This window comes from Streptomyces sp. NPDC058773, from assembly GCF_042746015.1.
Classification (GTDB): domain Bacteria; phylum Actinomycetota; class Actinomycetes; order Streptomycetales; family Streptomycetaceae; genus Streptomyces.
Window position 1 is genome coordinate 108989 of the sequence record NZ_JBHYPE010000019.1, and the last position, 24982, is coordinate 133970.

Below are 24982 nucleotides of genomic sequence, written 5' to 3' on the forward strand. Positions count from 1 at the left end.
CCGCCCCGCAGCGGCTCAGTCCTCGCCCTCCAGCTCCCCTTCGGTCTCCAGGAACGTCCGGCGCAGCGCCGCCAGCGTCTCGGCGTCCGGCTTCTCCCACATCCCGCGGGACTCCGCCTCCAGGAGGCGTTCGGCGATCCCGTGCAGGGCCCAGGGGTTGGCCTCCTGGAGGAAGGCGCGGTTCCCGGGGTCCAGGACGTAGGTCTGGGCGAGCTTGTCGTACATCCAGTCGGCGACCACACCCGTGGTGGCGTCGTAGCCGAACAAGTAGTCCACGGTGGCGGCGAGTTCGAAGGCGCCCTTGTAGCCGTGGCGGCGCATCGCCTCGATCCAGCGGGGGTTGACCACCCGGGCCCGGAAGACCCGGGAGGTCTCCTCGACCAGGCTGCGGGTGCGGACCGTCTCCGGGCGGGTGGAGTCACCGATGTACGCCTCGGGGGCCTTGCCCTTGAGCGCCTTGACGGTGGCGACCATGCCGCCGTGGTACTGGAAGTAGTCGTCCGAGTCCGCGATGTCGTGCTCGCGGGTGTCGGTGTTCTTGGCGGCGACCGCGATGCGCTTGTAGGCGGTCTCCATCTCGGAGCGGGCCGGCCGGCCCTCCAGCCCGCGGCCGTAGGCGTAGCCGCCCCAGACCGTGTAGACCTCGGCGAGGTCGGCGTCGGTGCGCCAGTCCCGGGAGTCGATCAGCTGGAGCAGACCCGCGCCGTAGGTCCCCGGGCGGGAGCCGAAGATGCGGGTGGTGGCGCGGCGTTCGTCGCCGTGGTCGGCGAGGTCGGCCTGGGTGTGGGCGCGGACGTAGTTGTCCGCGGCCGGCTCGTCCAGTCCGGCGACGAGCCGGACGGCGTCGTCGAGCAGGCCGATGACGTGCGGGAAAGCGTCCCGGAAGAAGCCGGAGATGCGCAGCGTGACATCGATACGGGGACGGCCGAGCTCGGCGAGCGGGATCGGCTCCAGCCCGTTGACCCGGCGCGAGGCGTCGTCCCATACGGGGCGGACGCCCAGCAGCGCCAGCGCCTCGGCCACGTCGTCGCCGGACGTCCGCATGGCGCTGGTGCCCCACAGCGACAGGCCGACGGACTGCGGCCAGTCGCCGTTGTCGTCGCGGTAGCGCGTCAGCAGGGAGTCGGCGAGCGCCTGGCCGGTCTCCCAGGCGAGCCGGGAGGGCACGGCCTTGGGGTCGACGGAGTAGAAGTTCCGGCCCGTCGGCAGGACGTTGACCAGGCCGCGGAGCGGGGAGCCGGAGGGACCGGCCGGGACGAAACCGCCGTTGAGGGCGTGCACGGCGTGGTCGATCTCGTCGGTGGTGGCGGCGAGGCGCGGGACGACCTGGCGGGCGGCGAAGTCGAGGATGTCGGCGACCGCGGCCGGGTGTCCCTCGGCGGTTGCGGCCACCGCGGCCGGGTCCCAGCCCGCGTCCTCCATCGCCTGGACCAGTGCGCGGGCGGTGGCCTCGGCGTCGTCGGCGGCCGTACGGGTGGCCGCGGACTCGTCCAGCCCGAGCGCCTCGCGCAGACCGGGCAGGGCGGAGGTGCCGCCCCAGATCTGGCGGGCGCGCAGGATCGAGAGGACGAGGTTGACCCGCGCCTCACCGGCCGGCGCGCCGCCCAGGACGTGCAGTCCGTCGCGGATCTGGGCGTCCTTGACCTCACACAGCCAGCCGTCGACGTGCAGCAGGAAGTCGTCGAAGCCCTCGTCATCGGGGCGTTCGTCCATGCCCAGGTCGTGGTCGAGCTTGGCGGCCTGGATGAGCGTCCAGATCTGGGCGCGGATGGCGGGCAGCTTGGCCGGGTCCATCGCGGAGATCGACGCGTACTCGTCGAGGAGCTGTTCCAGGCGCGCGATGTCGCCGTAGGACTCGGCGCGGGCCATCGGCGGGACGAGGTGGTCGACGAGGGTGGCGTGCACCCGGCGCTTGGCCTGGGTGCCCTCGCCGGGGTCGTTGACCAGGAAGGGGTAGATCAGCGGCAGGTCACCGAGGGCGGCGTCCGGGCCGCAGGCCGCGGACAGGCCCGCGTTCTTGCCGGGCAGCCACTCCAGGTTGCCGTGCTTGCCCAGGTGGACCATGGCGTCCGCGCCGAAGCCGCCGTCGTCGGCGGAGGCCGCGATCCAGCGGTACGCCGCCAAGTAGTGGTGCGAGGGCGGCAGATCGGGGTCGTGGTAGATCGCGATCGGGTTCTCGCCGAAGCCGCGCGGCGGCTGGATGAGGACCAGCAGATTGCCGCGGCGCAGCGCGGCCAGCACGATGTCGCCGTCGGGGTTTCGGCTGCGGTCGACGAACATCTCGCCGGGCGGCGGCCCCCAGTGCTCCTCGACGGAGTCCCGGAGTTCCTGCGGCAGGGTGGCGTACCAGCGCTTGTAGTCGGCGGCCGGGATGCGGACCGGGTTGCGGGCGAGCTGTTCCTCGGTGAGCCACTCCTGGTCGTGGCCACCGGCCTCGATGAGGGCGTAGATCAGCTCGTCGCCGTCGCCGGACTCCAGGCCCGGGACCGGCTCGGCGGCCTCGTCCCCGAAGTCGTAGCCGTCCGCCCGGAGCCGGCGCAGCAGGGCCACGGCACTGGCCGGGGTGTCCAGGCCGACCGCGTTGCCGATCCGGGAGTGCTTGGTCGGGTAGGCGGACAGCACCAGCGCCAGGCGCTTCTCGGCGGCCGGGATGTGGCGCAGCCGGGCGTGCCGGACGGCGATCCCGGCGACCCGGGCGGCGCGCTCGGGGTCGGCGACGTAGACCGGCAGACCGTCCTCGTCGACCTCCTTGAAGGAGAACGGGACGGTGATCAGCCGGCCGTCGAACTCAGGGACCGCGATCTGCGAGGCGGCGTCCAGCGGCGACAGGCCCTCGTCGTTCTCCTCCCAGGCGCTGCGCGGCCCGGTCAGGCACAGGGCCTGCAGGATCGGCACGTCCAGGGCGGCCAGCGCGCCCGCGTCCCAGGACTCGTCGTCACCGCCGGCGGAGGCCTCGGCCGGCTTGCTGCCACCCGCCGCGAGGACGGTGGTGACCAGCGCGTCGGCGCTCCGCAGCGCCTCGATCAGCTCCGGCTCGGGGGCCCGGAGCGAAGCCACGAACAGCGGCCGGGCGCGCCCGCCCGCCGTCTCGATCTGCTCGCACAGGGTCCGTACGAAGCCGGTGTTGCCGCTCATGTGGTGGGCGCGGTAGTAGAGCACGGCGACCAGCGGCCCGCTCTCGTTGCGGCTCTCCCGGTCCAGCGGACCCCAGGACGGGGCGGGCTCCGGCGGCTCGAAGCCGTGGCCGGTCAGCAGCACCGTGTCGGAGAGGAAGCGGGCGAGCTGGTCGAGGTTGGCAGGGCCGCCGTGCGCGAGGTAGGCGTGCGCCTCGGCCGCGATGCCGACCGGGACCGTGGACTGCTCCATGAGCTGGGCGTCGGGGGCCTGTTCACCGGTGAGCACGACGACCGGCCGGTGCTGGTCCTCGGCGAGCAGCAGGTCCAGGCCCTCCTGCCAGGCGCGGATGCCACCCAGGAGGCGTACGACGACGAGGTCCACGCCCTCCAGCAGGGCCGGCAGCCCGTCGACGTCGAGGCGGGCGGGGTTGGCGAGCCGGTACGGCACGGGACCCGTGGCCGCGCGGGCGCTGAGCAGATCGGTGTCGGAGGTCGACAGCAGCAGAAGCATGCGAGCGCAGGCCTTCCTCGGGGTATCCGCGCCCCGGGTGGTCGTAGGGACGGCGGGAGTTCCTGGCTCACCCGGCAGCTGCCGGGTTCACAGTGGCGGGACCGCGCCGGATTCACACCGGGCTTCCTCCCTGGGGCCGTAAGACCCTGCGCCGTCGCTGGCGTCGGCGGGCCGTCCGACCCACCGACCTGCATAGTAAGGGCTGCGGCCGCACGAGGTAAGCGGGCCTCCGGACCAGTCCTCCCGGCAGCGGCGCGTCCCCGTCCTTGCCCTGCTCCGGACCCGTGCCGTGGCCGAATCCGGGCCGGGACCTTGGCCGGATCCGGCCCGGATGGGCCACCCACCCCCGTGGGTATGCTCGCGCCCATGCCGCCCACCCCCTCGATACGGCCCCAAGGCGCCGAACCGCCCATACGGGACCGCGGTGACGCCTGCCCGGGAGCGCTGCGGCTGCACTCCGCCGCCGACGGCCGTCTCGCCCGAGTGCGCGTACCCGCCGGGAACTTGACGGTCCGTCAGTCCGAGGCGCTGGCGGACGCAGCGGACCGGCTCGGCGACGGCCGGCTCTCGCTCACCTCCCGCGGCAACGTGGAACTCCGTGGCCTCCCGGACGACTGCGGCACCCGGCTCGCCGCCCTGCTGCACGACGCCGGTCTGCTCCCCTCCGAGCGCCACGAACGCATCCGCAACATCCTCGCCTCCCCCCTGGCCGGACTGGACCGCCACACCCCATCTGACGTGCGGTTGTGGGCCCGTGAGCTGGACACCGTGCTCTGCGGGAGCGAGTCCGCGACCGCCCTGTCGGGCCGTTTCCTCTTCGTCCTGGACGACGGGCGGGGCGATGTGGCGCGGCTCGGCGGCGATGTGAGCTTGGTCGCAGAAGGGGGCGGGGGACCGAACCGGGCTGCGCGGCCGGCCGGGTCCGGCAGCACCGCTCTGCTGCGGGTCGGCGACGATCCGACGGCGCTCCGCATCGCCGGCCCGGACGCCCCGCGCGCCGCCCTCACCGCCGCCGAAGCCTTTCTCACCGCCGCCGGGGCGAGCGGCAGCGGCGCCTGGCGCGTCCGCGAACTCCCGGACGGCCATCGTCTGACGGCCCGGACCGTCGCGGAGCGGCTGCGTGCGGCGGGCATTGAGGCGGTGTGCGTGGACGAGGGCGCGGATGCGGGCGGGGGCGCGGGTGTGACCGGGGCCAGGCCGTCCGTGGCTCACGCCGCCGCCACGCCGTGCGCCGACTCCGTGCCGGACCCGGGCTCCGTGCCCGACCCCGACTCCTCCGTGCCGGACCCCGACTCCTCCGTCCCGTACGCCGACTCCTCCGTCCCCGGTGTCATCGAGGGGCGTGACGGCGCCCGTTCGCTTTCCGTCCTCGCGCCGTTGGGGCGGCTGTCGGTGGCCCAGTGGCGCCTGCTGACCGCCGTCGCCGCCGAGGACGGTGACGGCACACTCCGGCTCACTCCCTGGCGCGGCATCGTCGTCCCGGGACTGTCCGCGGACACGGCGACCGCCCGCCTGCGTGAACTGTCCGCCGCCGGGCTGATCGCCGCCCCGGACTCCCCCTGGCGCCGCATCGGCGCCTGCACCGGCCGCCCCGGCTGCGCCAAGTCCCTTACCGACGTACGGGCCGACGCGACGGCCGCGGTCACGGCGGGCACGCCCGTCCCCGCCCCTGGCCCCGGCCTCGCCCCCAACCCCGGTTCGCATTCCGGCGCATCGGGACAGAGCGCCACCGCCCTCCGTGACCTGCCCGTGTACTGGTCCGGCTGTGAACGCCGCTGTGGCCACCCGCACGGCGCCTGGGTCGATGTGCTGGCGACGGCGGAGGGCTACCGGGTCACGGTCGTACGGCCGGAGACCGCACCCGCCCCGCACCAGGCACCGGCGGCAGCCACTGTCGCACCCGCACCACCGCACACAGCGACAACACCCACCCCCGCCTCCTCATGAACCACCCCGGACCCACCGCTACATGATTCACGGCTCCATGTCTCACCGCTCCATGTCCCAGCAGCCCCACCACCGCCCCGTACCCGACACCCCCGAGGCCACAGTGACCGCGTTCGACTACGAGAAGGACGGTGCGGCGATCTACCGCCAGTCCTTCGCCACCATCCGCGCCGAGGCCGACCTCGCCGGCCTGCCCGCCGACGTCAGCCGGGTCGCGGTCCGGATGATCCACGCCTGCGGCATGGTCGACCTGGTGCGCGATCTGGCCTTCACCCCCCAGGTGGTGGCCCGCGCCCGCGAGGCGCTGCGCGCCGGTGCGCCGATCCTCTGCGACGCCAACATGGTGGCCAGCGGCGTCACCCGGAAGCGGCTGCCGGCCGACAACGAGGTCCTGTGCACCCTCGCCGACCCGTCGGTCCCGGACCTCGCCGCCCGTATGGGGACGACCCGCAGCGCCGCCGCCCTGGAGCTGTGGCGGGACCGGATGGAAGGCGCCGTGGTCGCGTTCGGCAACGCCCCCACCGCCCTCTTCCGGTTCCTCGAAATGATCGAGGAGGGCGCGCCCCGTCCGGCCGCCGTCATCGGCATACCCGTCGGCTTCATCGGCGCCGCGGAGTCGAAGGACGCGCTGATCGCCCACCCGTCGGAGCTGGACCACATCGTGGTGCGCGGACGCCGGGGCGGCAGCGCCATGGCCGCCGCCGCGATCAACGCCATGGCAAGCGAGGAAGAGTGAGCGTGAGCGAGCAGCAGCTGACCGGTCGCCTCTACGGAGTGGGCCTCGGCCCCGGCGACCCGTCCCTCATGACGGTCCGGGCGGTCGAGGTCATCGCCGAGGCCGACGTCATCGCCTACCACAGCGCCCGGCACGGACGTTCCATCGCGCGCTCCATCGCCGCCCGGCACCTCCGCGCCGACCACATCGAAGAAGCGCTGATCTACCCGGTCACCACGGAGTCGACCGATCACCCCGGCGGCTACCGGGGCGCGCTGGACGAGTTCTACGAGACCGCGGCGGCCCGCCTCGCCGCCCATCTCGACGCCGGCCGCACCGTCGCCGTCATCTCCGAGGGCGACCCGCTCTTCTACGGCTCCTACCAGCACATGCACAAGCGGCTGGCTCACCGCTATCCGACCGAGGTCATCCCCGGCGTCACCTCCATCAGCGCCGCCGCGGCCCGCCTGGGCAAGCCGCTCGCCGAGGCCGACGAGGTCCTGACGATCCTCCCCGGCACGCTCCCGGAGGAGGAACTGACCGCCCGCCTGTCCTCCACCGACACCGCCGTCGTCATGAAGCTGGGCCGCACCTTCCCCACGGTCCGCCGCGCCATGGAACGCTCCGGCCGCCTCCCGGAGGCCCACTACGTCGAGCGTGCCACGATGTCCGGCGAACGCACCGAGAAGCTCGCCGCCATCGACGCGGAGACCGTTCCGTACTTCTCCGTCAGCGTCGTCCCCAGCCGCATCGCCGACCTCCCGCCCGGTACGACCACGGCTACGGCTACTACGGCCGGCGAACCATCCGGCCTGCCCGAACCAGCCGAGGCGTCCTCGTCGTCCCCCTCGTCCCCCTCCTCTGCGTCCGGCCTGGGCGAAGTGGTGGTCGTCGGCACCGGCCCGGCCGGTCCCCTGTGGCTGACGCCCGAGTCCCGCGGCGCCCTGGCCGCCGCCGAGGACCTCGTCGGCTACACCACCTACCTGGACCGCGTCCCGCTGCGCCCCGGCCAGCGCCGCCACGCCTCCGACAACAAGGTCGAGTCCGAACGCGCCGAACTCGCCCTCGACCTGGCGCGGCGCGGCCGCCGGGTGGCCGTGGTCTCCGGCGGCGACCCGGGCATCTTCGCGATGGGCACCGCCGTCCTGGAGGTCGCCTGCCAGGAGCCCTACCGCGCCATCCCCGTACGGGTCCTCCCGGGCGTCACCGCCGCCAACGCGGCGGCCGCCCGCGCCGGTGCCCCGCTCGGCCACGACTACGCGGTCATCTCCCTCTCCGACCGGCTCAAGCCCTGGGAGATCATCGCCGAACGCCTGCACGCCGCGGCCGGCGCCGACCTGGCCCTCGCCCTCTACAACCCCGGCTCCCGCAGCCGCACCTGGCAGGTCGGCAAGGCCCGCGAACTCCTCCTGGAACACCGCGCCCCCGACACCCCCGTCATCCTCGCCCGCGACATCGGCGGCCCCGAGGAGTCCGTCCGCACGGTCCACCTCGCCGACCTCGACCCGCACCAGGTCGACATGCGGACGCTCCTGATCGTCGGGTCGTCCCAGACGCAAGCAGTACGGCGCGACAACGGGGCCGAGGTCGTGTGGACACCGCGGAGGTACCCGGAGGGGTGAGGCCGGCGGCCAGTCAGGGGCTCCGGCTCGCGCCATGCGGGTCCGGAGCCCCGTCCAGGGGGCGGCCGGGGGGGCAGACCAGCCCCCTCTCGCAACCCCTCCCGTCACAGCAGCGTCTCCCGCAACATGCACGCGAATCTGGCCCGCGTACAGCAACTACTGATCTTCACCCGGCTCCAGACGAGCAGCTGCGCGTTCGCCGTCGCCCTGCTCTCGGGCGTCGCGCTGTCCACCGTGCTGCCGAAATTGCCCGTGGCCAGATACGACCTGTTGCTCGTCTACGGGCTGCTGCTCACCCTCGTATTCCGGCTACGCGGGTGGGAAAGCAGCAGGGATGTCCTGGTCATCGCCGTCTGTCACGCGATCGGGCTGGCTTTCGAGCTCGTGAAGGTCTCGCTCGGCTCGTGGAGCTATCCGGAGCCCGCGGTGTTCAAGGTCGCGGGCGTGCCCCTGTACGGCGGGTTCCTCTATGCCGCGGTGGGCAGCTACGTCTGCCGCGCCTGGCATCTGATGGACCTGGAACTCATCCGCTACCGCCCCCGCGCCACCACGGCCCTGGCCGTGGCCATCTACGTGAACTTCTTCAGCCACCACTGGCTACCCGACCTGCGCTGGCTCCTCGCCGCGCTGCTCGTCGCGGTCACGGGAGGTACGTCGGTCCGGTTCAGTGTGGGAACGACGCGCTACCGCATGCCGCTGGCCCTGTCCTTCGCACTGATCGGATTCTTCCTGTGGCTGGCCGAGAACATCGCCACCTACCTGGGCGCATGGCGCTACCCGAACCAGCTCCACGGCTGGCAGCCGGTCGCCCCGGAGAAGTTCGGCTCATGGGCGCTCCTGATCAGCGTCACGTTCGTGATCGTGGCGGCCACCCGACGACAGCGCGCCCCGGGGTGAGCCCCTCGCTCACCCGCCGGTCGCCTGTACTCGTACCCGAACGGCCAGGTCAGCCGAGTCGAGCGTCCTTCACACCACCTATGAACGCCGACCATGCCTCGGCGGGGACCGGCACGGCGCCGGGGAAGCCGTCGGAGACCTCGACGCAGTTGTTGTCGCCGCCGTCGCTGTAGCTGCTCTTGCGCCACGCAGCACCGACAAGGCACGGGAATGTCGTCATGGTCTGCTGTCCTCCACCAACTGCCGCATGAATGCTGCCGAATCGGGCGGCGAGGGCGCCGCATCCCGGAGCCGGTCGTAGGCCAGCCGATATTGCGCCACCGCCGCGCCGGCCCCCACAGCCGTACCAGCAGTCCCCCCGTCCCGTACGCCGTGTCCAGGGCCTCCATGGCCGGGAGCTTCGAGAGGCGTTCGCCGGTTTCCAGGCGGTGCAGGGAGGTGCGGTCGTAGTTGACCTCTTCGGCCAGTTGGGCCAGGGATCTGCCGGACGCTTGCCTTAGGCGGCGGAGTTCGCAGCGAGGACCCAGCGGGCCGAGCCCTCATCGCCCTCCTCGGAATTCTTTTCGACCATTCTCCGAACCCCCTGTTGCCCGTGCCGACGACAACGTCAACTCCCTTTCGGGAGCCGATCGGAGTGACAACTCCAGGACGGGGAAAGGGCATTGACAGCCCAGTCAGGACTCGAACGGAGAAGAGAAATGGGATTGGCGGAGCGCAGTCCGGCGGCCGGGAGGATCAGGGATGCGGAGCAGGCGCGGGACGAGCTGCGGGCGGCGCTGAAGGGGGCGGGCATCACCCTGCCGTCGCTGGCTCTGGACGGGGTGTCGCTGGTGGGGGACTTTCCGCGCCCCCTGGTGGACCTCGGGCGGTGTACGCCGCAGCTCGCCCGGAAGCTCGCGCAGGCGGTGGGGACGTGCGTGACGTGAGCGACGAGACGGCCCACCCCGGCGCCGCCCGCGAGGCCGGTGACGAGGAGGAGCAGGAGGAATCCGCAAAGCGGCGGGAGGAATTAGTGGAAAGGGTTAGGCAAGCGAATCGGCTCAGTGTGAATCGGCCGCGCTGAAAAGGGCGCGGAGCCAGTTCACGGCGTCGTCCGGATCGGCCGCCACCGGCACTCCGGCGGGCACCGGAGGGCGCCGTACGACCACCACCGGCAGCCCCGCCTCCCGTGCGGCCGTCAGCTTGGCGGCCGTCGCGGCGGCGCCGCTGTCCTTCGTCACGAGGACGTCGATGCGGTGGGCGCGGAGCAGCGCGCGTTCGCCCTCCACCGTGAAGGGGCCGCGGTCGAGCAGCACCTCCATACGGGGCGGGTGCGGTGCCTCGGGGGCGTCGACGGAGCGGACCAGGAACCAGGGGTCGGTGAGGTGGGCGAAATGGGCCAGGCCCATGCGGCCGGTGGTGAGGAAGATACGGCTGCCGAGGGCGGGGAGGGCCGCGGCGGCCTCGTCCAGGGAGGTGACCCGGTGCCAGTTGTCGCCGGGTCCCGGCACCCAGCCGGGCCGGCGGACGGCGAGCAGGGGAACATGGGCGGTGGCGGCGGCCAGCGCCGCATTGTGACTGATCGTGCCGGCGAAAGGATGGGTGGCGTCGATGAGCGCGTCCACCGCGTGCGCGCGCAGCCAGCGGGCGAGGCCCTCGGGGCCGCCGAACCCGCCGATGCGCACCTCCCCGGCGGGCAGCCGCGGGGCGGCGACCCGGCCGGCGAGCGAGGTCGTGATGCGGAGCGCGGGCGCCGGCGTCAGGGCGTGCTCGGGCGCCCCGGCGGACACCGGTGGCAGGGCGGACTCCGGCATCAGCGCAGGCTCCGCCGCCCCGGCGGCCCCTGGCACCTGCGCGGCCCCCGACGTCAGCGCGGCAGCCAATCGCCGGGCCTCCGTCGTACCCCCGAGGATCAGTACGTGGCGTGGCGGGCGGGGTGTGTCGGGCATGGGATGTGGGTTCCTCCGTGGCTGAGGCGCAACCGCAGGGTACGGGGTCGGCGGGCACGGGGAAGGCCGCGGGCGGGCGCAGTGCGCAGCTCGCGCACACCGGGCTGCGGCCGGGCTGGACGACCGGTGCCTGTGCGACCGCGGCGAGCACGGCCGCGTACACGGCGCTGCTGAGCGGCGCGTTCCCCGATCCGGTGACGATCACGCTGCCGAAGGGGCAGACGCCGGCGTTCGCGCTGGCGGTGGAGGAGCTGGCGCCGGGGCGGACGGCCGCCATGGCGGGTGTCGTCAAGGATGCGGGCGACGATCCGGACGTCACCCACGGGGCGCTCGTCCGGGCAACGGTGCGGGCGCTGCCCACCGGGTCGGGCGTGGTCTTCAAGGCGGGGCCGGGCGTCGGAACCGTGACGCGGCCCGGTCTGCCGCTGGAGGTGGGGGAACCGGCGATCAACCCCGTGCCGCGGCAGATGATCCGGGAGCATCTGGCGGAGGTCGCGGCGCGGTACGGCCGGAGCGGCGCGACGGCCGATGCCGAGGTGGAGATCTCGGTCGATCACGGCGAGGAGATCGCCCGCAGCACCTGGAACCCGCGGCTGGGAATTCTGGGCGGGCTGTCGATCCTGGGAACCACCGGGATCGTGGTGCCGTACTCCTGCTCGGCGTGGATCGACTCCATCCGGCGGGGAGTGGACGTGGCGCGGGCGGCGGGCCGGCGGCATGTGGCCGGGTGCACGGGATCGACGTCCGAGAAGGTCGCCGTCGCGCTGCACCATCTGCCCGAGGACGCGCTGCTGGACATGGGCGACTTCGCGGGGGCGGTGCTGAAGTACATCCGGCGGCATCCCGTGGAGCGGCTCACCATCTGCGGCGGGTTCGCCAAGCTGTCCAAACTGGCGGCCGGGCATCTGGATCTGCACTCGGCGCGGTCCCAGGTGGACAAGGGGTTCCTGGCGGAGCTGGCCCGGCGGGGCGGCGCGGACGGGGCGCTCGCCGCGGCGGTCGCGGAGGCCAACACGGGCCTGGCGGCGCTCCAGTTGTGCAGCGCGGCGGGGGTCCCGCTGGGCGACCTGGTGGCGGCGACCGCGCGGGACGAGTCGCTGGCCGTGCTGCGGGGCGCGCCGGTCGCGGTCGATGTCATCTGTATCGACCGGGCGGGGATGGTGGTGGGCCGGGCGGAGCCGCGCGGGCCGGGGGACACCCGGCAGGGAAGCCCTCAGCGGTGACGGGCTTCCCCTCGCCGGCCGTCAGCCGCGGTAGCTGCGGCCGGACCGCTCGGCCAGGCAGTCGTCCGTCCTGCCGGTGAGCGATCCCAGCGCCGTGCCGAGCGCACAGGTGGTCAGCCGCAGCGGGTTCTCGCGGAACTGCCCAGGGCGCTCGTAGCGGCCCTCCCGGCGGTCGTGGCGCCGTTCCCGGCGGTCGTGCAGCCGGCCCGGCCGGTCGTTCATCCGGAGCGGGCTGTCGTGCATCCACGGCGAGCTGTCGTGCATCTGCCCCGGGGTGTCCGTCGCCTGTGCGACGTGGTCCTTGCCGTCGGCCGCGGCGACGTTGCCGCCGAGGAGCGTCAGCAGGGCTGCGGCGCCGACGACGCCGGCGGCCAGTCTGGTACGCATCGTGGCGTACTCCTTTGCTTCGGCCCCCCTAGGGTGTCGCAGCTTCCTTACCGGCGCCCGGTGGCGGGCTAACGGGTATTCACCCTGATGCGGTCGGAGAGCCATCCGGACGGGCCCGGGGGGAGCCGGTGCCGTCCGGACCGTGTGCTCCGTTCCCTCCGCCGGTGTCTCACGGCCGGGGTGCACGGTGCCCGGCCGGGTGCCGGGCCGGCCCTCAGGGCGCCCGGTGGGGCGTCGCCCGGCCCTAGCGGTAGTGGTGGCCGGTGATCGGGGCAGCGGATGGGGGTCCCCGCGGAGTGCGATCCGACATGGCGACGGCTTCACGGAGCGGTTGTGTTCCACATTTCGCCGCCCGTCGGCCGGCGCCAAGCACACCCGATGGAGAGGAATACCGGGAAGGCAGACATGTCCCCCATGCCACTCGCCGCGGGTTCGGTGGACAGTACCCGCAAATATGCCTGCCGGATGCGCATGCAGGGCTTTTCCGGGACAGCTTTCCGATAGCCGCCACACGCTCGCCGCACCGCCAAGAAATGGGCAAACCTGCAGCTCAAGGCGATAGTGGCGCTCAATTACATACAGGTTGAAAAATGAACGGCAAGTTGCCGGGTGACGCTTGAGCGTGATTGCATTCTGCGAGCACACGGACCGTCATTACGGGTGTCAATTCGGGCGCCGGACGGCCCATTACGGCCGTATTTGCTTTATCGGCATTTCGGCCCGTGTGAGTTCAGAACCCATAGCTCCGAAGGAAGGGCACGCCATGCGTGACGGCTTCACCCCTGAGATCGACACCTGCGAGATCGCCGACGGCGAGCTGGACAACATCGCCGGTGGGAACGCCGGCGCCGGTGCCGAGATCGCCGGGCACGGCGCCGGCGTGAGCATCGGCCATGCCGTCGAGGCCGGCGGGTCCCTCGCGGCGAACACGCCCCTCGGGCAGGTCGGCGGTATGGCCACGGTGGGGATCACCAGCCTCTGAGCGAGGCCGGCCGCGGCTGATATCGACGAACCCCGGAACCTCCAGTTCCGGGGTTCTCGCATGTCCGGCCGGAGTTGCGGGCGGAATTCCGGCCGCCTCCCGGGCGGCCGTACGTCCGCCCGGAACGGGTCTCGGTCCGTACGCGTCGGCTACGGCCTCGCCGGGTCCGACGGCGCCGCGTCGCACGGCAGATGCGGCCGCTCCCGTTCCGTGGAGTAGAGATGGCTGTCGCGGAACTGCTCGGCGCCCAGGGTGCGGCCGACCATGATGACGGCCGTACGGACCACGCCCGCGGCCTTCACCTGGTCGGCGATGTCGGCGAGGGTGCCGCGCAGCACGAGTTCGTCGGGGCGGGAGGCCATGGCGACGACCGCGGCGGGGCAGTCGGCGCCGTAGTGGGGCAGGAGTTCGCCGACGACCCGGTCGGCGTACATCGCCGCCAGGTGGAGCACCAGCAGCGCACCGCTGCGCCCGAGGGTGGCGAGGTCCTCGCCCTCGGGCATCGGGGTGGCCCGCTGGGCGACCCGGGTCAGGATGACGGTCTGGCCGACGGTGGGGACGGTCAGCTCGCGCTTGAGCGCGGCCGCCGCCGCGGCGAACGCGGGGACGCCCGGCACCACGTCGTAGGGCACACCGGCCGCGTCCAGCCGGCGCATCTGCTCGGCGACCGCGCTGAAGACGGACGGGTCGCCGGAGTGCAGCCGGGCCACGTCGTGACCCTCCTCGTGGGCGCGGACCATCTCGGCGGTGATGGTGTCGAGGTCCAGCTGCGCGGTGTCGATCAGCCGGGCGCCGGGCGGGCACTCGGCGAGCAGCTCGCGCGGCACCAGGCTGCCGGCGTAGAGACAGACCCCGCAGGAAGCGAGCGTACGGGCGCCGCGCACGGTGATCAGGTCGGCGGCGCCGGGACCCGCGCCGATGAAGTGGACGGTCATGGTTGCTCGGTCTCCTGAGGAAGGGCGGTCGGGGACGGGGCGGCGGCCGGCGGCTTCACGGCCGCCCACTGGGTGACCGGCATCGCCTGCCGCCAGCCGGTGAAACCACCGACCGGCACGGCGTGGGCGACCGCGAGCCGCACCAGCTCGCCGCCGTGCCGGCGGTACCAGTCGGCGAGCAGCGCCTCGGACTCCAGCGTCACGGTGTTCGCCACGATCCGGCCGCCCGCGGGCAGCGCCGCCCAGCACGCGGCCAGCAGACCGGGGGCGGTCAGCCCGCCGCCGATGAAGACCGCGTCCGGCGTCGGCAGACCGTCCAGCGCGGCGGGCGCGGCACCGGAGACGACGCGCAGACCCGGTACGCCGAGGGTGCGCGCGTTCCGGCCGATCCGCTCGGCCCGTACGGCGTCGCGCTCGACACTGACGGCGCGGCAACTACGGTGCGCCCGCAGCCACTCGACGGCGATGGAGCCGGAGCCACCGCCGACGTCCCAGAGGAGTTCACCGGGGGCGGGCGCCAGCGCGGCGAGGGTGGCGGCCCGGACATGGCGCTTGGTGAGCTGGCCGTCGTGCTCGTAGGCGTCATCGGGGAGGCCGGGGACGGTGCCGAGCGGCCGGGTGCCGGGCGCGCGGCGGCAGTCGAGGGCGAGCACGTTGAGGGGGTCGCCGGGCGGTAGGTCCCAGTCCTGGGCGGTGCCTTCGACCGTCCGCTCACGGGGGCCGCCGAGCTGCTCCAGTACGCGCATCCGGGTCGGGCCGAAGCCGTGCTCCCGCAGCAGGGCCGCGACCTCGGCGGGGGTGCCGGCCCCGGCGGACAGCACCAGCACCTGGCGGCCGTCGTACAGCGCGCGGACCAGGTTGCCGGCGGGGCGTCCGACGAGCGTGACGACCTCGGTGTCCTCCAGCGGCCAGCCCAGGCGGGCGCAGGCGTGGGAGACGGAGGAGGGGTGCGGGAGGATACGCAGTCCGGGGGCCGGGAGCCCGCCGGGCGCCATGGCCGCCTGCTCCCGGATCACCTCGGTCAGCGTCCGCCCGATGCCGTAGAACATCGGGTCCCCGCTGGCCAGTACGCACACCCGGCGTCCGGCATGCGCGGCGAGCAGCCCCGGGACGGCCGGGCGCAGCGGCGACGGCCACGGCACCCGCTCCCCGGCGCACTCCCCGGGCAGCAGCGCGAGCTGCCGGGCACCGCCGATCAGCACCTCGGCGACGCACAGCGCCTGCCGCGAGGCGCCGGGCAGTCCGTCCCAGCCGTCGGCCCCGATGCCGACGACGGTCAGGGGTTCAGGAGCGGCCGGGGCGGGTGGTGCGGGGCTCACTGCCGGATACCTCGGAGGTCAGAAGGGACGGGGACCGGCCCGGGGGCGATGACCGGCCCTGGGGACGGGTGGCGAACTTTACTGACCGGTCGCTCCGCACCGTCCCGCGGGGAGGCCCCCGCCGTCCGGACCCACGCCCTCCGGGGCTCACCCGTGAGGGCGCTCCGGGCACCCCGCCCTCACGTCAGCAGCGCGCTCAGGAACTGCCCCGCGAACAGGAACGCCGCGCAGAATCCCACCAGCGCCGGAAGCCACTGCCAGAGGCCGCGCGGGGAGTCGAAGCAGGCCAGGTGACCGAGGACGGCGACGGTGCCGAGCAGGGCGCCGAGCCAGAAGGGGAGGCCGTCGTGGTGGGTGGCCAGGACGGCGACGGCACCCAGCAGGCCGAGCGGTGCCAGGAGCTGTCCCCTGCCGGGTGCGGGCCGCCGGGTGTCCCCCGTAGCGTTGCTCATGGCGCCGGATGCTACCCGGCAGGAGGAGCGCCGACGGCTCCCCACGCCAGCCGGGAGCGGATGACCGGGCTCCGTTTTCCCGGTACCGCCCCCGCCTCCTCCGCACCGCTCTGACCAGGCACGATCGTCCGTTCGACGGTAATGACAACGGTCACCGGTGCAGCCTTTGGATCTTTCGCCGAAGTGCGGTTTGCTTCGCAGCGAGGAGCCAGGAAGGAGCGCGCCGATGACCGATCACGCCCACGGCCACGGGCACGGCCACAGCCATACGCACGGTGTCTCACCGGACGCGGACCGGCGCTGGCTGCGGGCCGCGCTGACCCTGCTCACCGCGTACATGGCGGTCGAGGTCGTCATCGGTGTGGTGGCGCAGTCCCTGGCGCTGATCTCGGACGCCGCGCACATGCTCACCGACGCGGTCTCGATCGTGCTGGCACTGATCGCGATGCGGCTGGCCGCACGGCCGGCCCGCGGCGGGTACACCTACGGGCTCAAGCGCGCCGAGATCCTCTCCGCGCAGGCCAACGGCATCACCTTGCTGCTGCTGTCGGTCTGGCTGGCGTACGAGGCGGTCGAGCGGCTGATCAGCCCGCCGAAGGTGACCGGCGGGCTGGTGCTGGTGACCGCGCTGGCCGGGATCGTGGTCAATCTGATCTGCACCTGGCTGCTGTCCAGGGCGAACCGCTCCAGCCTGAACGTCGAGGGCGCCTATCAGCACATCCTCACCGACCTGTTCGGGTTCGTGGCCACCGCCGTCGCCGGTCTGATCGTGCTGACGACGGGCTTCGAGCGGGCGGACGCGATCGCCTCGCTCGTGGTCGTCGGGCTGATGCTGCGGGCCGGTACGGGGCTGGTGCGGGACTCCGGCCGGATCTTCCTGGAGGCCGCACCGGCCGGCCTCGACCCGGACGCGCTGGGCGATCATCTGGCGGCCGCTGACGAGGTCGTCGAGGTGCACGATCTGCACATCTGGCTGATCACCTCGGGGCACCCGGCGCTGTCCGCGCACATCCTGGTGGCGCCGGGCGGCGACTGCCACAAGGTCCGCCGCACTCTCCAGGAGCTGCTGAGCGGCCAGTACGGCATCACCCACGCCACCCTCCAGGTCGATCACGTCGGCGAACAGGGCGCGCCCGACGAGCTGCTGACCCTGAGTCCGCGGCCCGGACCCGGCCCGGAGCCGGCGGCCGGTCACTGCGAGGACGCGCACGGGCCGGTGCACCGGCCGGGGCCGCACCGGCACTGAGCGGCCGGGCGGGGTGCGGTACTCCGGGGCCGTGACCGGGGCAGCGCGCCGCTCGGGTGAACCCGGGCCGGGAGGGAGCCGCCTGCCGCCGGTGGCGGCAGCCGCGATGCTCGGATGACGGCATGAGAACCGCCGCTGTCTGCGCGCTGCTGTGCGCCGCCACGCTCCCCGCACCGCCCGCCGCCGCGTACGCCCCGAAGGCGCCGCCCGCCGTCTCGGTCACGGTCACGGTGACCGACGGCGTCGACGACACCGAGTCCGGCAAACGGCTCGACTACCGCATCACCGTGCACAACCTGGGCGCGACCGACGTCCACGACGCCCGGATCGAACAGCGGATGCCGGCCACCACGACCTCGGCGACCGCACCCCGCGGCACCGTCGAAGGGCGCGGGGTGGGCGAACAGAAGGTGATCTGGCGCTCCGATCTGCCCGCACACGACATCCAGGTCTTCACCGCCACCGCGGTGCTCGGCGGCCGGGCCGAGGTCGCCGCCACCGCCGGCCCCGCCGCGCCCGGCACCCTGCGCGCCGCCGCCACGGTCTGCGTCTACGTCGGCACGTCCTACGCGCCCACGGCCTGCTCGGGCGATGTGGACGACCTGCCGGAGACCGAACCGGACAGCGGGGGCATCGGCTGGGTGGGCTGGGCGGTGGCCGCCGGGGCCACCGCGCTGCTCGGGCCGGGGGTGGTACGGGCGGTCCGGCGGCGGCGCCTGGTGCGGGCGGGCTGAGACGGGGGCGCGGGCGGGCTGCGGGCGGGGCCCGCGCGGCCGGTCACCCATTGGCACCGGCTCCGGTCGCGGGCCGCGGCGGTTCCCACTTGCCTGGGAGGTGGCCGTAGCGCGCGTCCTGCGGATCTCCTCCGGCCCGGCCGGTCCCTGCGACGCGCCCCCGCCCGCCGCGCAGGAAGGACCGGACGCGATGTCAGCGAGCGCACCCGTGCTGCCGGACGGGCGGGTGGCGGAGGGGGAGCGGCCGCCGCACCGGCCGCGACGGCCCGGACGGGCGCTGGCCGGCGGGGTGTTGCTGCTGGTGGGGGCGTTGCTGCTGCCGTTGAGCCTGGCCGCGGTCCGGGCCCGGGCCGAGCTGACCGAGACCGACGGCTATGTGGCGGCGGTGGCGCCGCTGGCCGGGAACGCCGCCGTGCAGCAGGCGGTCGTCGACGATGTGACGGACGCCGTGATGGCGCACGTCCGGCTCGACGGGCTGCTGAAGGCGGTGCCGCGCGCCGAGCGTCCCGCGGTGCGCCGGCACTTCACCCGCGGCATCCGCCAGTTCGTGGCCAAGCAGGTGCGGCAGGTCGTCACCGGACGCGGATTCCCCGCGGTGTGGAACGGGGTGCACCGGACCGCCCACCGGAGGCTGGACGGCCGGCTGGCCGCGTCCGGCCGCGCCGCGGTCACCCTGGATCTCACCCCGGTCGTGGAACGGGTCAAGCGTCAGGTGTCGCACAACGGCATGGGGCTCGACATCGTCCGGCGGGTGCCGCGGGCCGGGGTGGAGATCGTCCTGCTGAAGGCCCCGGACGTGCCCCGCATCCGGGCCGTCTACAAGGTCGTCCGCACCGGGGCGCTGCTGCTGCCGCCGGCCGCGGCGCTGTGTCTGACCGGCGGGCTGCTGCTGGCGCGGCGCCGGCGGCGGGCGCTGATCTGGGCGGGGCTGAGCTGTGCGGCGGCCGGCGGGCTGCTGGCCGGGGCGCTCGCGCTGGCCCGCAGCCGCACCCTGGACGCGCTGCCCGCCATGGTGTCCCGGCCGGCCGCGGGCGCCTACGCCGACGCCCTCACCGGACCGCTGCGCACCGGGGTCTGGCTGGTCATCGGCGCGGGCGCGCTCACCGCTGCGCTGGCCGCGGCGGGGCCGCCGGCCCTGCGGACGCTGCGGACGCGCCGGCGCGCCGCCCGCGCCGACGCCGGTTCCTGACCGCCGCTCAGATCGTCAGGACCGTCTTCCCCTGTGCCCGGCCGGTGCGGCTGGCCTCCAGGGCTTGCGGCGCCTCCTCCAGGGAGACCTCCCGGCCCACGAGGACCGTCAGCCGGCCCGCGTCGGCGAGGCCGGCGAGGATCTCCAGCAGCTGTGGGGAGGGGCGGTTGACGAAGTTGAAGCCGCGGAGGTTGTGCTCGGTGAGCTCGTCCGCGTCGGCCGAGCCGATCAGCGAGACGGCGGTGCCCCCGTCGCGCACGGTCCGGGTCAGCGCGGCGAACTCCGCGGGACCGCTGGTCATGTCGATCAGCACATCGACACCCTCCGGATGGAGCGCGAGGACCTGGTCGGCGAGCGGTCCCGCGGTGTGGTCGACGGTCTCGGCGGCGCCCAGGGTGCGCATCAGCTCCGCCTTCGCGGGGCGCGCAGTGGCGATCACCTCGGCGCCGCGGCCGGCCGCGAGCTGGGTGACGAACGTGCCGACACCGCCGGTCGCGCCGACGACCAGCACCGTTCTGCCCTCGGCGATCCGGGTCTCCTCGACCAGGTTGTACGCGGTCATGCCGGCCGTCGGCAGGGCCGCGGAGGTGGCGTAGGTGACGCTGCGGGCGGCGTGCGCGATGCGGTCCTCGTCGGCGACGGCGAGTTCGCAGTACGAACCGCCGCCCTGATCCGGCCGCTGGAACTGGCCGAACACCGCGTCGCCGATGGTGAACCGCCGCACCCCGGTCCCGATGGCGAGCACCTCACCCGCCCCGTCCGACCCCAGGACGAGCGGGAACACGGCCGGCACGGCATCGCCGAACATCCCGTCGGCGATCTTCCAGTCGACGGGGTTGAGCCCGGCGGCGGACAGCCGCACCAGGACCTCACCGGGCCCTGGTTCGGGTTGCGGCAGGTCCATGAGCTGCGGCTGTGCACCGAATGCGCTGACTGCTACGGCTCTCATCGTGGCGCTCCCTTCCACCCTTGCGACCGGTGGCCGAAGGGGATCGTAAGCACGCCGGCCGGGCGGGAGGCGGCAGGAGGAGAGGCGGTGCGGCGGAAGCAACTCGTACGGCCCGCACGCCACGGCTGTCCGGCGCGGCGACGCCGCTCGGCTCCAGCCTGGTGAATTCCCCGGCCCGGGGGCCGCGGCGCAGGGAGTTCCACTCGCCGGAAGGTCCGCCTCGGGTACATATGACGCCATGCGCGTTCTGGTGGTGGAGGACGAGGAGTGCCTCGCGGACATGATCGCTGCGGAGCTGCGCCGGGCGGCGATCGTGGTGGACATCGCCCACGACGGCCGCGCGGCGCTGGCCGGGCTGCGGGTCTGCGCGTACGACGTGCTCGTCCTGGACCACGAGTTGCCCGCACCGCACTCCGGCGTCCTCCGCCGGTACGTGGTGGAGGAGCGGCTGCCGACCCGGGTGCTGCTGCTCACCGACGGCGGCTTTGGCCCGGACGACCGGGCGGCCGACCCGGGTCCGGCCGCCGATGACTGGCTGACCAAGCCCGTCGCGCCTGAGGAGTTGGTCGCCCGGGTCCTGGCCCTGGGCCGGCCCGCCCGCCGCGCGGAGCCGCAGCTGATCGAGCGGGCCGGGGTCACCGTCGACACCGCGCGCCGGCTGGCGGCCCGCGACGGCCGGCCGCTGGCGCTGTCCCGCACGGAGTTCGGGGTGCTCGAAGTGCTGCTGCGCGCACAGGGCGCGGTGGTCAGCGGGGACGAGCTGATCGAGGAGGTGTGGGAGGAGCACACCAGCTACGGCGGCAACGCCGTCCGGGTCACCCTCGGCGCACTGCGCGCCAAGCTCGGTGAGCCGCCGGTGATCGAGGCCGTGCCGGACGCCGGGTACCGGATGACCGACGGACCGGGGGCGGGCGGCGAGGCGGAGTCCGGCGCACGGCGGGAGCCCGTCTGAGGCGGCGCGGCTCCGCCCTCTCCGGGCCCACCCGATTGCCCGCATGACGGGTCCGGCCGCGGGCCACGGGATTCAATGGCGCAATGATCCGGTTCGAGTCCGTCACCAAGCGCTACCCCGACGGGACCACCGCCGTCGACGGCCTCTCCTTCGAGGTCGGCAAGGGGGAGTTGGTGACGCTGGTCGGGCCGTCCGGCTGCGGCAAGACGACGACCATGATGATGGTCAACCGGCTCATCGACCCCACGCACGGGCGGATCTGCGTCGACGGCGCGGACATCGCCGGCGTCGACCCGGTCACCCTGCGCCGCGGGATCGGCTATGTCATTCAGCAGACCGGCCTCTTTCCGCACCGCACCGTCCTCGACAACACCGCGACCGTGGCCGTGCTGACCGGCTGGAAGAAGGCCAGGGCCCGTGCGCGGGCCGCCGAACTCCTGGAGCTGGTCGGCCTGGACCCGGCCGTGCACGGCCGGCGCTACCCCGAGCAGCTCTCCGGCGGCCAGCGGCAGCGGGTCGGGGTGGCCCGTGCGCTCGCCGCCGATCCGCCGGTGCTGTTGATGGACGAGCCGTTCGGCGCGGTCGACCCGGTCGTCCGGGACCGGCTGCAGAAGGAGTTCCTGCGGCTGCAGGCCACACTGCACAAGACGGTGCTGCTGGTCACCCATGACATCGAGGAGGCCATTCGGCTCGGCGACCGGATCGCGGTCTACGGCGCCGGCCGGATCGAGCAGTACGACACCCCCGCCGGTGTCCTCGGCGCCCCCGCCACCCCGTACGTCGCCGAATTCGTCGGTACCGACCGGGCGTTGAAGCAGCTCGCGGTCACGGGTATCGACCGCGGTGACCTCGAACACCCGCCGTTCGTCCGGCTCGGCGAACCCGCCGCGGACGCCCTGGCCCGGCTGCGGACCGAGGGCGCCCGCTGGGCGGTGGTGCTCGATGAGGAGGGCGCACTGCACGGCTGGGTGGGCACGGAGGAGCTGGCGGGCGGGGAGGGCACGGTCGCCGGTCATGCCCGCCGGATGGAGGCCTGGGTGCCGGTGACCGGCACCCTCAAAGCGGCGTTCAGCGAGATGCTCCAACACGACGCCGGCTGGATCGCGGTACTGGACGGCCCTCGGTTCCTGGGCGTCCTCACCCCGACCAAGCTCCATGAGGCGCTGCGCCGCACCATCGGTTCGGGCGAGCAGGGGGTGTCGCGGGAACGGGCCGAGGTGGACTCGGTGCCCACGGCGTGAGGGTGCCGACCGGTTTCACGTGAAACGCCTGCGAGGAGCCACGGTGGGCGTTTCACGTGAAACGCCGCGCCCGCCCTCTCCCGGGTCAGTGCCGGGGCAACAGCCCTTCGGATTTCAGGTAGTTGCGCGCCACATCCGCCGGCAGCCGCCGCCAGCCGTCCACCTGTTCATTGAGCTGCGCCAGGTCGGCGGTGGTCAGCACCTCGTTGAGGCGGCTGAGCGCGGCGGCCGGCCCCTCGCCGCCCGCACGGGCACGGTTGACGACGGGGACGACGTAGTCCGCGTTCTGCAGCTTCTTGTCGTCGGTCAGCAGCACCAGGCCGAACCGGTCGAGGGTGGCATCGGTGCTGGTCGTCAGCACCATCTGGTCCTGCCCGTTCTGCACCGCCTGCTTGGCGGGTGTGGTGCCGACGCCCTTCGGGTCAAGGGCGGTGACGTTGATCCCGTAGCGCTTCTTCAGCCCCGGCGCGCAGAACGGCCGCTGGACGCACTCGTCGCCCGCGGCGAGACGCACCGGGAGCTTGGCGCGGCCCAGCTCGCTGAGGGTGGTGAGGCCGTGCTCGCGGGCGTAGGAGGCGCGCACCGCGAAGGCGTTCTGGTCGACGGCCCGGCCGGCCGGGAGCACGGTCAGGCCGCGCGGGCCGGCGATCCGGCGCACCGCGGCCATGGTGGCACCGATGTCGGGCGAGGCCACCGGGGGCGCCTTGGAGCCCTTGTTCTTGGCGTTGAGCCAGTCCGCGAAGGTGGCGGCGTACTCGGGTACGACATCGATCTGCCCGGCCTCCAGCGCCGGTTCGTACAGCTCCCGGTTCCCGACGGTCACCACCCGGGTCCGGTACCCGGCATGGTCGAGCAGCGCCGCGTACATCTGGGCGAGCAGCTCGCTCTCGGTGAACCCGGCCGAGCCGATGACCAGTTCACGGCCACCGGGGGAGGCGGTGATCGCGGAGCGGGTCTCCAGGGAGGGGCCGCCGCCGCAGGCCGCGAGCCCGAGCACGGCGGCGCCCACGACAGCCGCGACGGCGGCCCTCATCGGCTCCGTCCGCCCGCCCACTCCGGTGCCCACCGCTGCGCCAGCTCGAAGACGGCCTCCATCAGCAGCGCGAACACCGCGACCAGCACCGCCCCGGCGACCACCTGCGGGGTACTGGCCAGGTTGAACCCTGCGGTGATGATCCGGCCGAGTCCGCCGCCGCCCACCAGCGCGGCGAGCGTGGCGGTGGCCACCAGCTGGACCGCGGCGATCCGGACGCCGGTCAGGATGAGCGGGGAGGCGAGCGGCACCTCGACCCGCCACACCAGCTGGGTGCCGGTCATCCCCATGCCCCGTGCGGCCCGCACCACGTTCCGGTCCACCTCACGCATCCCGACATACGCGTTCGTCAGCAGCGGCGGGATCGCGAACAACACGAGCGCGATGATCGTCGGCCACTGCCCGTGCCGTCCAATCGGGGTGAGCAGCAGCAGAACGAGGACCGCGAAGGTCGGCACCGCACGACCGGCGTTGGCGAGGTTGACGGCCGGCGCGCCGCCGCGGCCGAGGTGGCCGAGGGTCAGGGCGACCGGCAGCGCAATCAGGGCGCTGAGGGCCAGGCAGGCGAAGGTGAGCACGACGTGCTGTTCGAGGCGGTGCCAGACGCCGTTCTCACCGGACCAGTTGGCGGCGGTGGTCAGCCATCGCCAGACCGCGGAGACGGTGCTCATGTCCGCCGCCCGAGCACCGCTGCCGGCCGCTTGGGCCCGGCGGCGGCCCGGCTCCGCCCCCGCGCCCGCCGCTCGGCCCGGCGCCAGGGGGTCAGCAGCCGTTCCACGCCGAGCAGCAGCAGATCGAGGACGACCGCGATGAGCACACAGAGCACGGACGCGGTGAGCACCTGCGCCTTGAAGAAGGTGTTCATGCCGGCGTAGATGAGGTTGCCCAGTCCGCCGTAGCCGACGATGGCGCCGACGGTGGTGAGCGCGACCGCCGAGACCGTGGCGATCCGCAGCCCGGCCATCGCCGCCGGGAGGGCCAGCGGCAGCTCGACGGTCAGCAGTTGGCGCGTCGGCCCGTACCCGATGCCCCGGGCGGCCTCCCTGGCCTCGGCGGGGACCCCGTCCAGCCCGGCCAGGATGTTCCGTACCAGCAGGGTGAGGGAGTACAGCGCGAGGCCGACCACCACGAGGGTGGCGGACAGCCCGTAGACCGGCAGCAGCAGCGAGAACATCGCCAGCGACGGGATCGTGTAGAGGACAGTGGTGATGCCGAGCACCGGCCCGACCGTCCAGCGTCGGCGGCGGGCCAGCAGCGCCAGCGGGACCGCGATCACCAGCCCGAGCCCCACCGAGAGCACCGTCAGCTGGAGGTGCTGGGCGAGCGCGTCGAGCAGGATCTGCCGACGGGTGCTCAGGTAGTCGCCGCAGATCCAGTCGTTGTGCGCCAGGCAGTCGTCCGGCGGCGGGGCGGTCACGGTACGAGTCCATCGCGGCGGGGGCGGGGTGTCGCCCCGGACGCGTCCGATCGGGGTGGCCGCGGACGCCCCCGCGGTCCCGCCGTCCGCCCGCTCCCGCAGCCCCCGCCGCCCGCTCCCCCTCCCGCGCGCACATCCGCCTGCATCCTTCGCGTACACACCCCACGTATACACACAGTGTGTACTG

The 24982-nt window shown here is 73.7% G+C and carries 23 protein-coding genes, 1 pseudogene and 1 riboswitch; of the genes and pseudogenes, 12 read left to right on the forward strand and 12 right to left on the reverse strand.

Annotation, left to right across the window (positions count from 1 at the left end; all coding sequences use genetic code 11):
• Window positions 1–15 precede the first annotated feature (15 nt).
• Window positions 16–3627: a cobaltochelatase subunit CobN gene (gene cobN / locus ACFW5B_RS18820; protein WP_386440293.1), complete on the reverse strand. Its 3612-nt coding sequence runs from the start codon at window positions 3625–3627 to the stop codon at window positions 16–18.
• A 56-nt stretch (window positions 3628–3683) separates the two neighbouring features.
• A riboswitch (cobalamin riboswitch) is annotated at window positions 3684–3756 on the reverse strand.
• A 237-nt stretch (window positions 3757–3993) separates the two neighbouring features.
• On the opposite strand from cobN, the gene ACFW5B_RS18825 reads away from it, so the two are divergent.
• The 4 genes from ACFW5B_RS18825 to ACFW5B_RS18840 all read left to right on the forward strand — a co-directional run bounded on the left by ACFW5B_RS18825 (window position 3994) and on the right by ACFW5B_RS18840 (window position 8808).
• A complete protein-coding gene (locus ACFW5B_RS18825) occupies window positions 3994–5574 on the forward strand; it encodes a cobalamin biosynthesis protein CobG (protein WP_386440295.1) in 1581 nt (526 codons plus the stop codon).
• 103 nt (window positions 5575–5677) lie between these two features.
• Window positions 5678–6310, forward strand: a complete 633-nt coding sequence (locus tag ACFW5B_RS18830; RefSeq protein ID WP_386440356.1) for a precorrin-8X methylmutase — start codon at window positions 5678–5680, stop codon at window positions 6308–6310.
• On the forward strand, window positions 6307–7911 hold the full coding sequence (locus ACFW5B_RS18835) for a precorrin-2 C(20)-methyltransferase (RefSeq protein WP_386440297.1): 1605 nt from the start codon (window positions 6307–6309) through the stop codon (window positions 7909–7911). The genes ACFW5B_RS18830 and ACFW5B_RS18835 overlap by 4 nt, the downstream gene beginning before the upstream one ends.
• Before the next feature lie 126 nt (window positions 7912–8037).
• The gene (locus tag ACFW5B_RS18840) at window positions 8038–8808 is read left to right on the forward strand and encodes a DUF817 domain-containing protein (protein WP_386440299.1); all 771 of its coding nucleotides are present in this window, start codon (window positions 8038–8040) and stop codon (window positions 8806–8808) included.
• 49 nt (window positions 8809–8857) lie between these two features.
• Here ACFW5B_RS18840 and ACFW5B_RS18845 read toward each other — a convergent pair whose 3' ends face one another.
• Window positions 8858–9028: a DUF397 domain-containing protein gene (locus ACFW5B_RS18845; protein ID WP_386440301.1), complete on the reverse strand. Its 171-nt coding sequence runs from the start codon at window positions 9026–9028 to the stop codon at window positions 8858–8860.
• Between the two features lie 178 nt (window positions 9029–9206).
• Window positions 9207–9335: pseudogene (locus ACFW5B_RS18850) on the reverse strand (helix-turn-helix domain-containing protein); the annotation flags it as partial.
• Between the two features lie 171 nt (window positions 9336–9506).
• Between ACFW5B_RS18850 and ACFW5B_RS18855 the strand changes: the two are divergent.
• Window positions 9507–9734 carry a hypothetical protein gene (locus tag ACFW5B_RS18855; RefSeq protein ID WP_386440302.1) on the forward strand — a complete coding sequence of 76 codons (228 nt, stop codon included), beginning with the start codon at window positions 9507–9509 and terminating at the stop codon, window positions 9732–9734.
• Window positions 9735–9848: 114 nt separating this feature from the next.
• Here the strand turns inward: ACFW5B_RS18855 and ACFW5B_RS18860 are convergent, their stop codons facing one another.
• Window positions 9849–10736, reverse strand: a complete 888-nt coding sequence (locus ACFW5B_RS18860) for a cobalt-precorrin-6A reductase (protein WP_386440304.1) — start codon at window positions 10734–10736, stop codon at window positions 9849–9851.
• A gap of 17 nt (window positions 10737–10753) precedes the next feature.
• Here ACFW5B_RS18860 and ACFW5B_RS18865 point away from each other — a divergent pair, with 17 nt between their 5' ends.
• Window positions 10754–11959, forward strand: a complete 1206-nt coding sequence (locus ACFW5B_RS18865; protein WP_386440306.1) for a cobalt-precorrin-5B (C(1))-methyltransferase — start codon at window positions 10754–10756, stop codon at window positions 11957–11959.
• A gap of 21 nt (window positions 11960–11980) precedes the next feature.
• Here ACFW5B_RS18865 and ACFW5B_RS18870 read toward each other — a convergent pair whose 3' ends face one another.
• Entirely contained in the window at window positions 11981–12346 is a 366-nt protein-coding gene (locus ACFW5B_RS18870) for a hypothetical protein (protein ID WP_386440309.1), read from the reverse strand.
• Between the two features lie 763 nt (window positions 12347–13109).
• Between ACFW5B_RS18870 and ACFW5B_RS18875 the strand changes: the two genes are divergently transcribed.
• Window positions 13110–13328, forward strand: coding sequence for a hypothetical protein (locus ACFW5B_RS18875; protein WP_386440311.1), 219 nt, complete (start codon window positions 13110–13112; stop codon window positions 13326–13328).
• Between the two features lie 149 nt (window positions 13329–13477).
• Here ACFW5B_RS18875 and cobM read toward each other — a convergent pair whose 3' ends face one another.
• The 3 genes from cobM to ACFW5B_RS18890 form a co-directional block, all read right to left on the reverse strand.
• Window positions 13478–14263 carry a precorrin-4 C(11)-methyltransferase gene (gene cobM, locus ACFW5B_RS18880; protein WP_386440313.1) on the reverse strand — a complete coding sequence of 262 codons (786 nt, stop codon included), beginning with the start codon at window positions 14261–14263 and terminating at the stop codon, window positions 13478–13480.
• Window positions 14260–15582: a precorrin-6y C5,15-methyltransferase (decarboxylating) subunit CbiE gene (gene cbiE / locus ACFW5B_RS18885; protein WP_386440315.1), complete on the reverse strand. Its 1323-nt coding sequence runs from the start codon at window positions 15580–15582 to the stop codon at window positions 14260–14262. Before cbiE ends, cobM begins: the two co-directional genes overlap by 4 nt.
• Window positions 15583–15761: 179 nt before the next feature.
• Window positions 15762–16034: a hypothetical protein gene (locus ACFW5B_RS18890; RefSeq protein ID WP_386440318.1), complete on the reverse strand. Its 273-nt coding sequence runs from the start codon at window positions 16032–16034 to the stop codon at window positions 15762–15764.
• Window positions 16035–16260: 226 nt separating this feature from the next.
• On the opposite strand from ACFW5B_RS18890, the gene ACFW5B_RS18895 reads away from it, so the two are divergent.
• From ACFW5B_RS18895 to ACFW5B_RS18905, 3 genes are all read left to right on the forward strand, one after another.
• A complete protein-coding gene (locus ACFW5B_RS18895) occupies window positions 16261–17280 on the forward strand; it encodes a cation diffusion facilitator family transporter (RefSeq protein ID WP_386440321.1) in 1020 nt (339 codons plus the stop codon).
• A 122-nt stretch (window positions 17281–17402) separates the two neighbouring features.
• Window positions 17403–18014: a hypothetical protein gene (locus ACFW5B_RS18900; protein ID WP_386440324.1), complete on the forward strand. Its 612-nt coding sequence runs from the start codon at window positions 17403–17405 to the stop codon at window positions 18012–18014.
• Between the two features lie 190 nt (window positions 18015–18204).
• Window positions 18205–19203, forward strand: coding sequence for a hypothetical protein (locus ACFW5B_RS18905; protein WP_386440327.1), 999 nt, complete (start codon window positions 18205–18207; stop codon window positions 19201–19203).
• A 7-nt stretch (window positions 19204–19210) separates the two neighbouring features.
• On the opposite strand, the gene ACFW5B_RS18910 is transcribed toward ACFW5B_RS18905, so the two are convergent.
• A complete protein-coding gene (locus tag ACFW5B_RS18910) occupies window positions 19211–20152 on the reverse strand; it encodes an NADP-dependent oxidoreductase (RefSeq protein ID WP_386440330.1) in 942 nt (313 codons plus the stop codon).
• Between the two features lie 238 nt (window positions 20153–20390).
• Here ACFW5B_RS18910 and ACFW5B_RS18915 point away from each other — a divergent pair, with 238 nt between their 5' ends.
• Complete coding sequence (locus tag ACFW5B_RS18915; RefSeq protein ID WP_386440333.1) at window positions 20391–21104, forward strand: response regulator transcription factor; 714 nt, start codon at window positions 20391–20393, stop codon at window positions 21102–21104.
• 83 nt (window positions 21105–21187) lie between these two features.
• Window positions 21188–22345, forward strand: a complete 1158-nt coding sequence (locus ACFW5B_RS18920) for an ATP-binding cassette domain-containing protein (RefSeq protein ID WP_386440336.1) — start codon at window positions 21188–21190, stop codon at window positions 22343–22345.
• Window positions 22346–22430: 85 nt separating this feature from the next.
• Here ACFW5B_RS18920 and ACFW5B_RS18925 read toward each other — a convergent pair whose 3' ends face one another.
• The 3 genes from ACFW5B_RS18925 to ACFW5B_RS18935 are packed head-to-tail and all read right to left on the reverse strand — an operon-like array spanning window position 22431 to window position 24795.
• A complete protein-coding gene (locus ACFW5B_RS18925; RefSeq protein WP_386440339.1) occupies window positions 22431–23378 on the reverse strand; it encodes an ABC transporter substrate-binding protein in 948 nt (315 codons plus the stop codon).
• Complete coding sequence (locus ACFW5B_RS18930; RefSeq protein WP_386440342.1) at window positions 23375–24049, reverse strand: ABC transporter permease; 675 nt, start codon at window positions 24047–24049, stop codon at window positions 23375–23377. Before ACFW5B_RS18930 ends, ACFW5B_RS18925 begins: the two co-directional genes overlap by 4 nt.
• Window positions 24046–24795 carry an ABC transporter permease gene (locus ACFW5B_RS18935; protein ID WP_386440344.1) on the reverse strand — a complete coding sequence of 250 codons (750 nt, stop codon included), beginning with the start codon at window positions 24793–24795 and terminating at the stop codon, window positions 24046–24048. The genes ACFW5B_RS18930 and ACFW5B_RS18935 overlap by 4 nt, the downstream gene beginning before the upstream one ends.
• Window positions 24796–24982 lie beyond the last annotated feature (187 nt).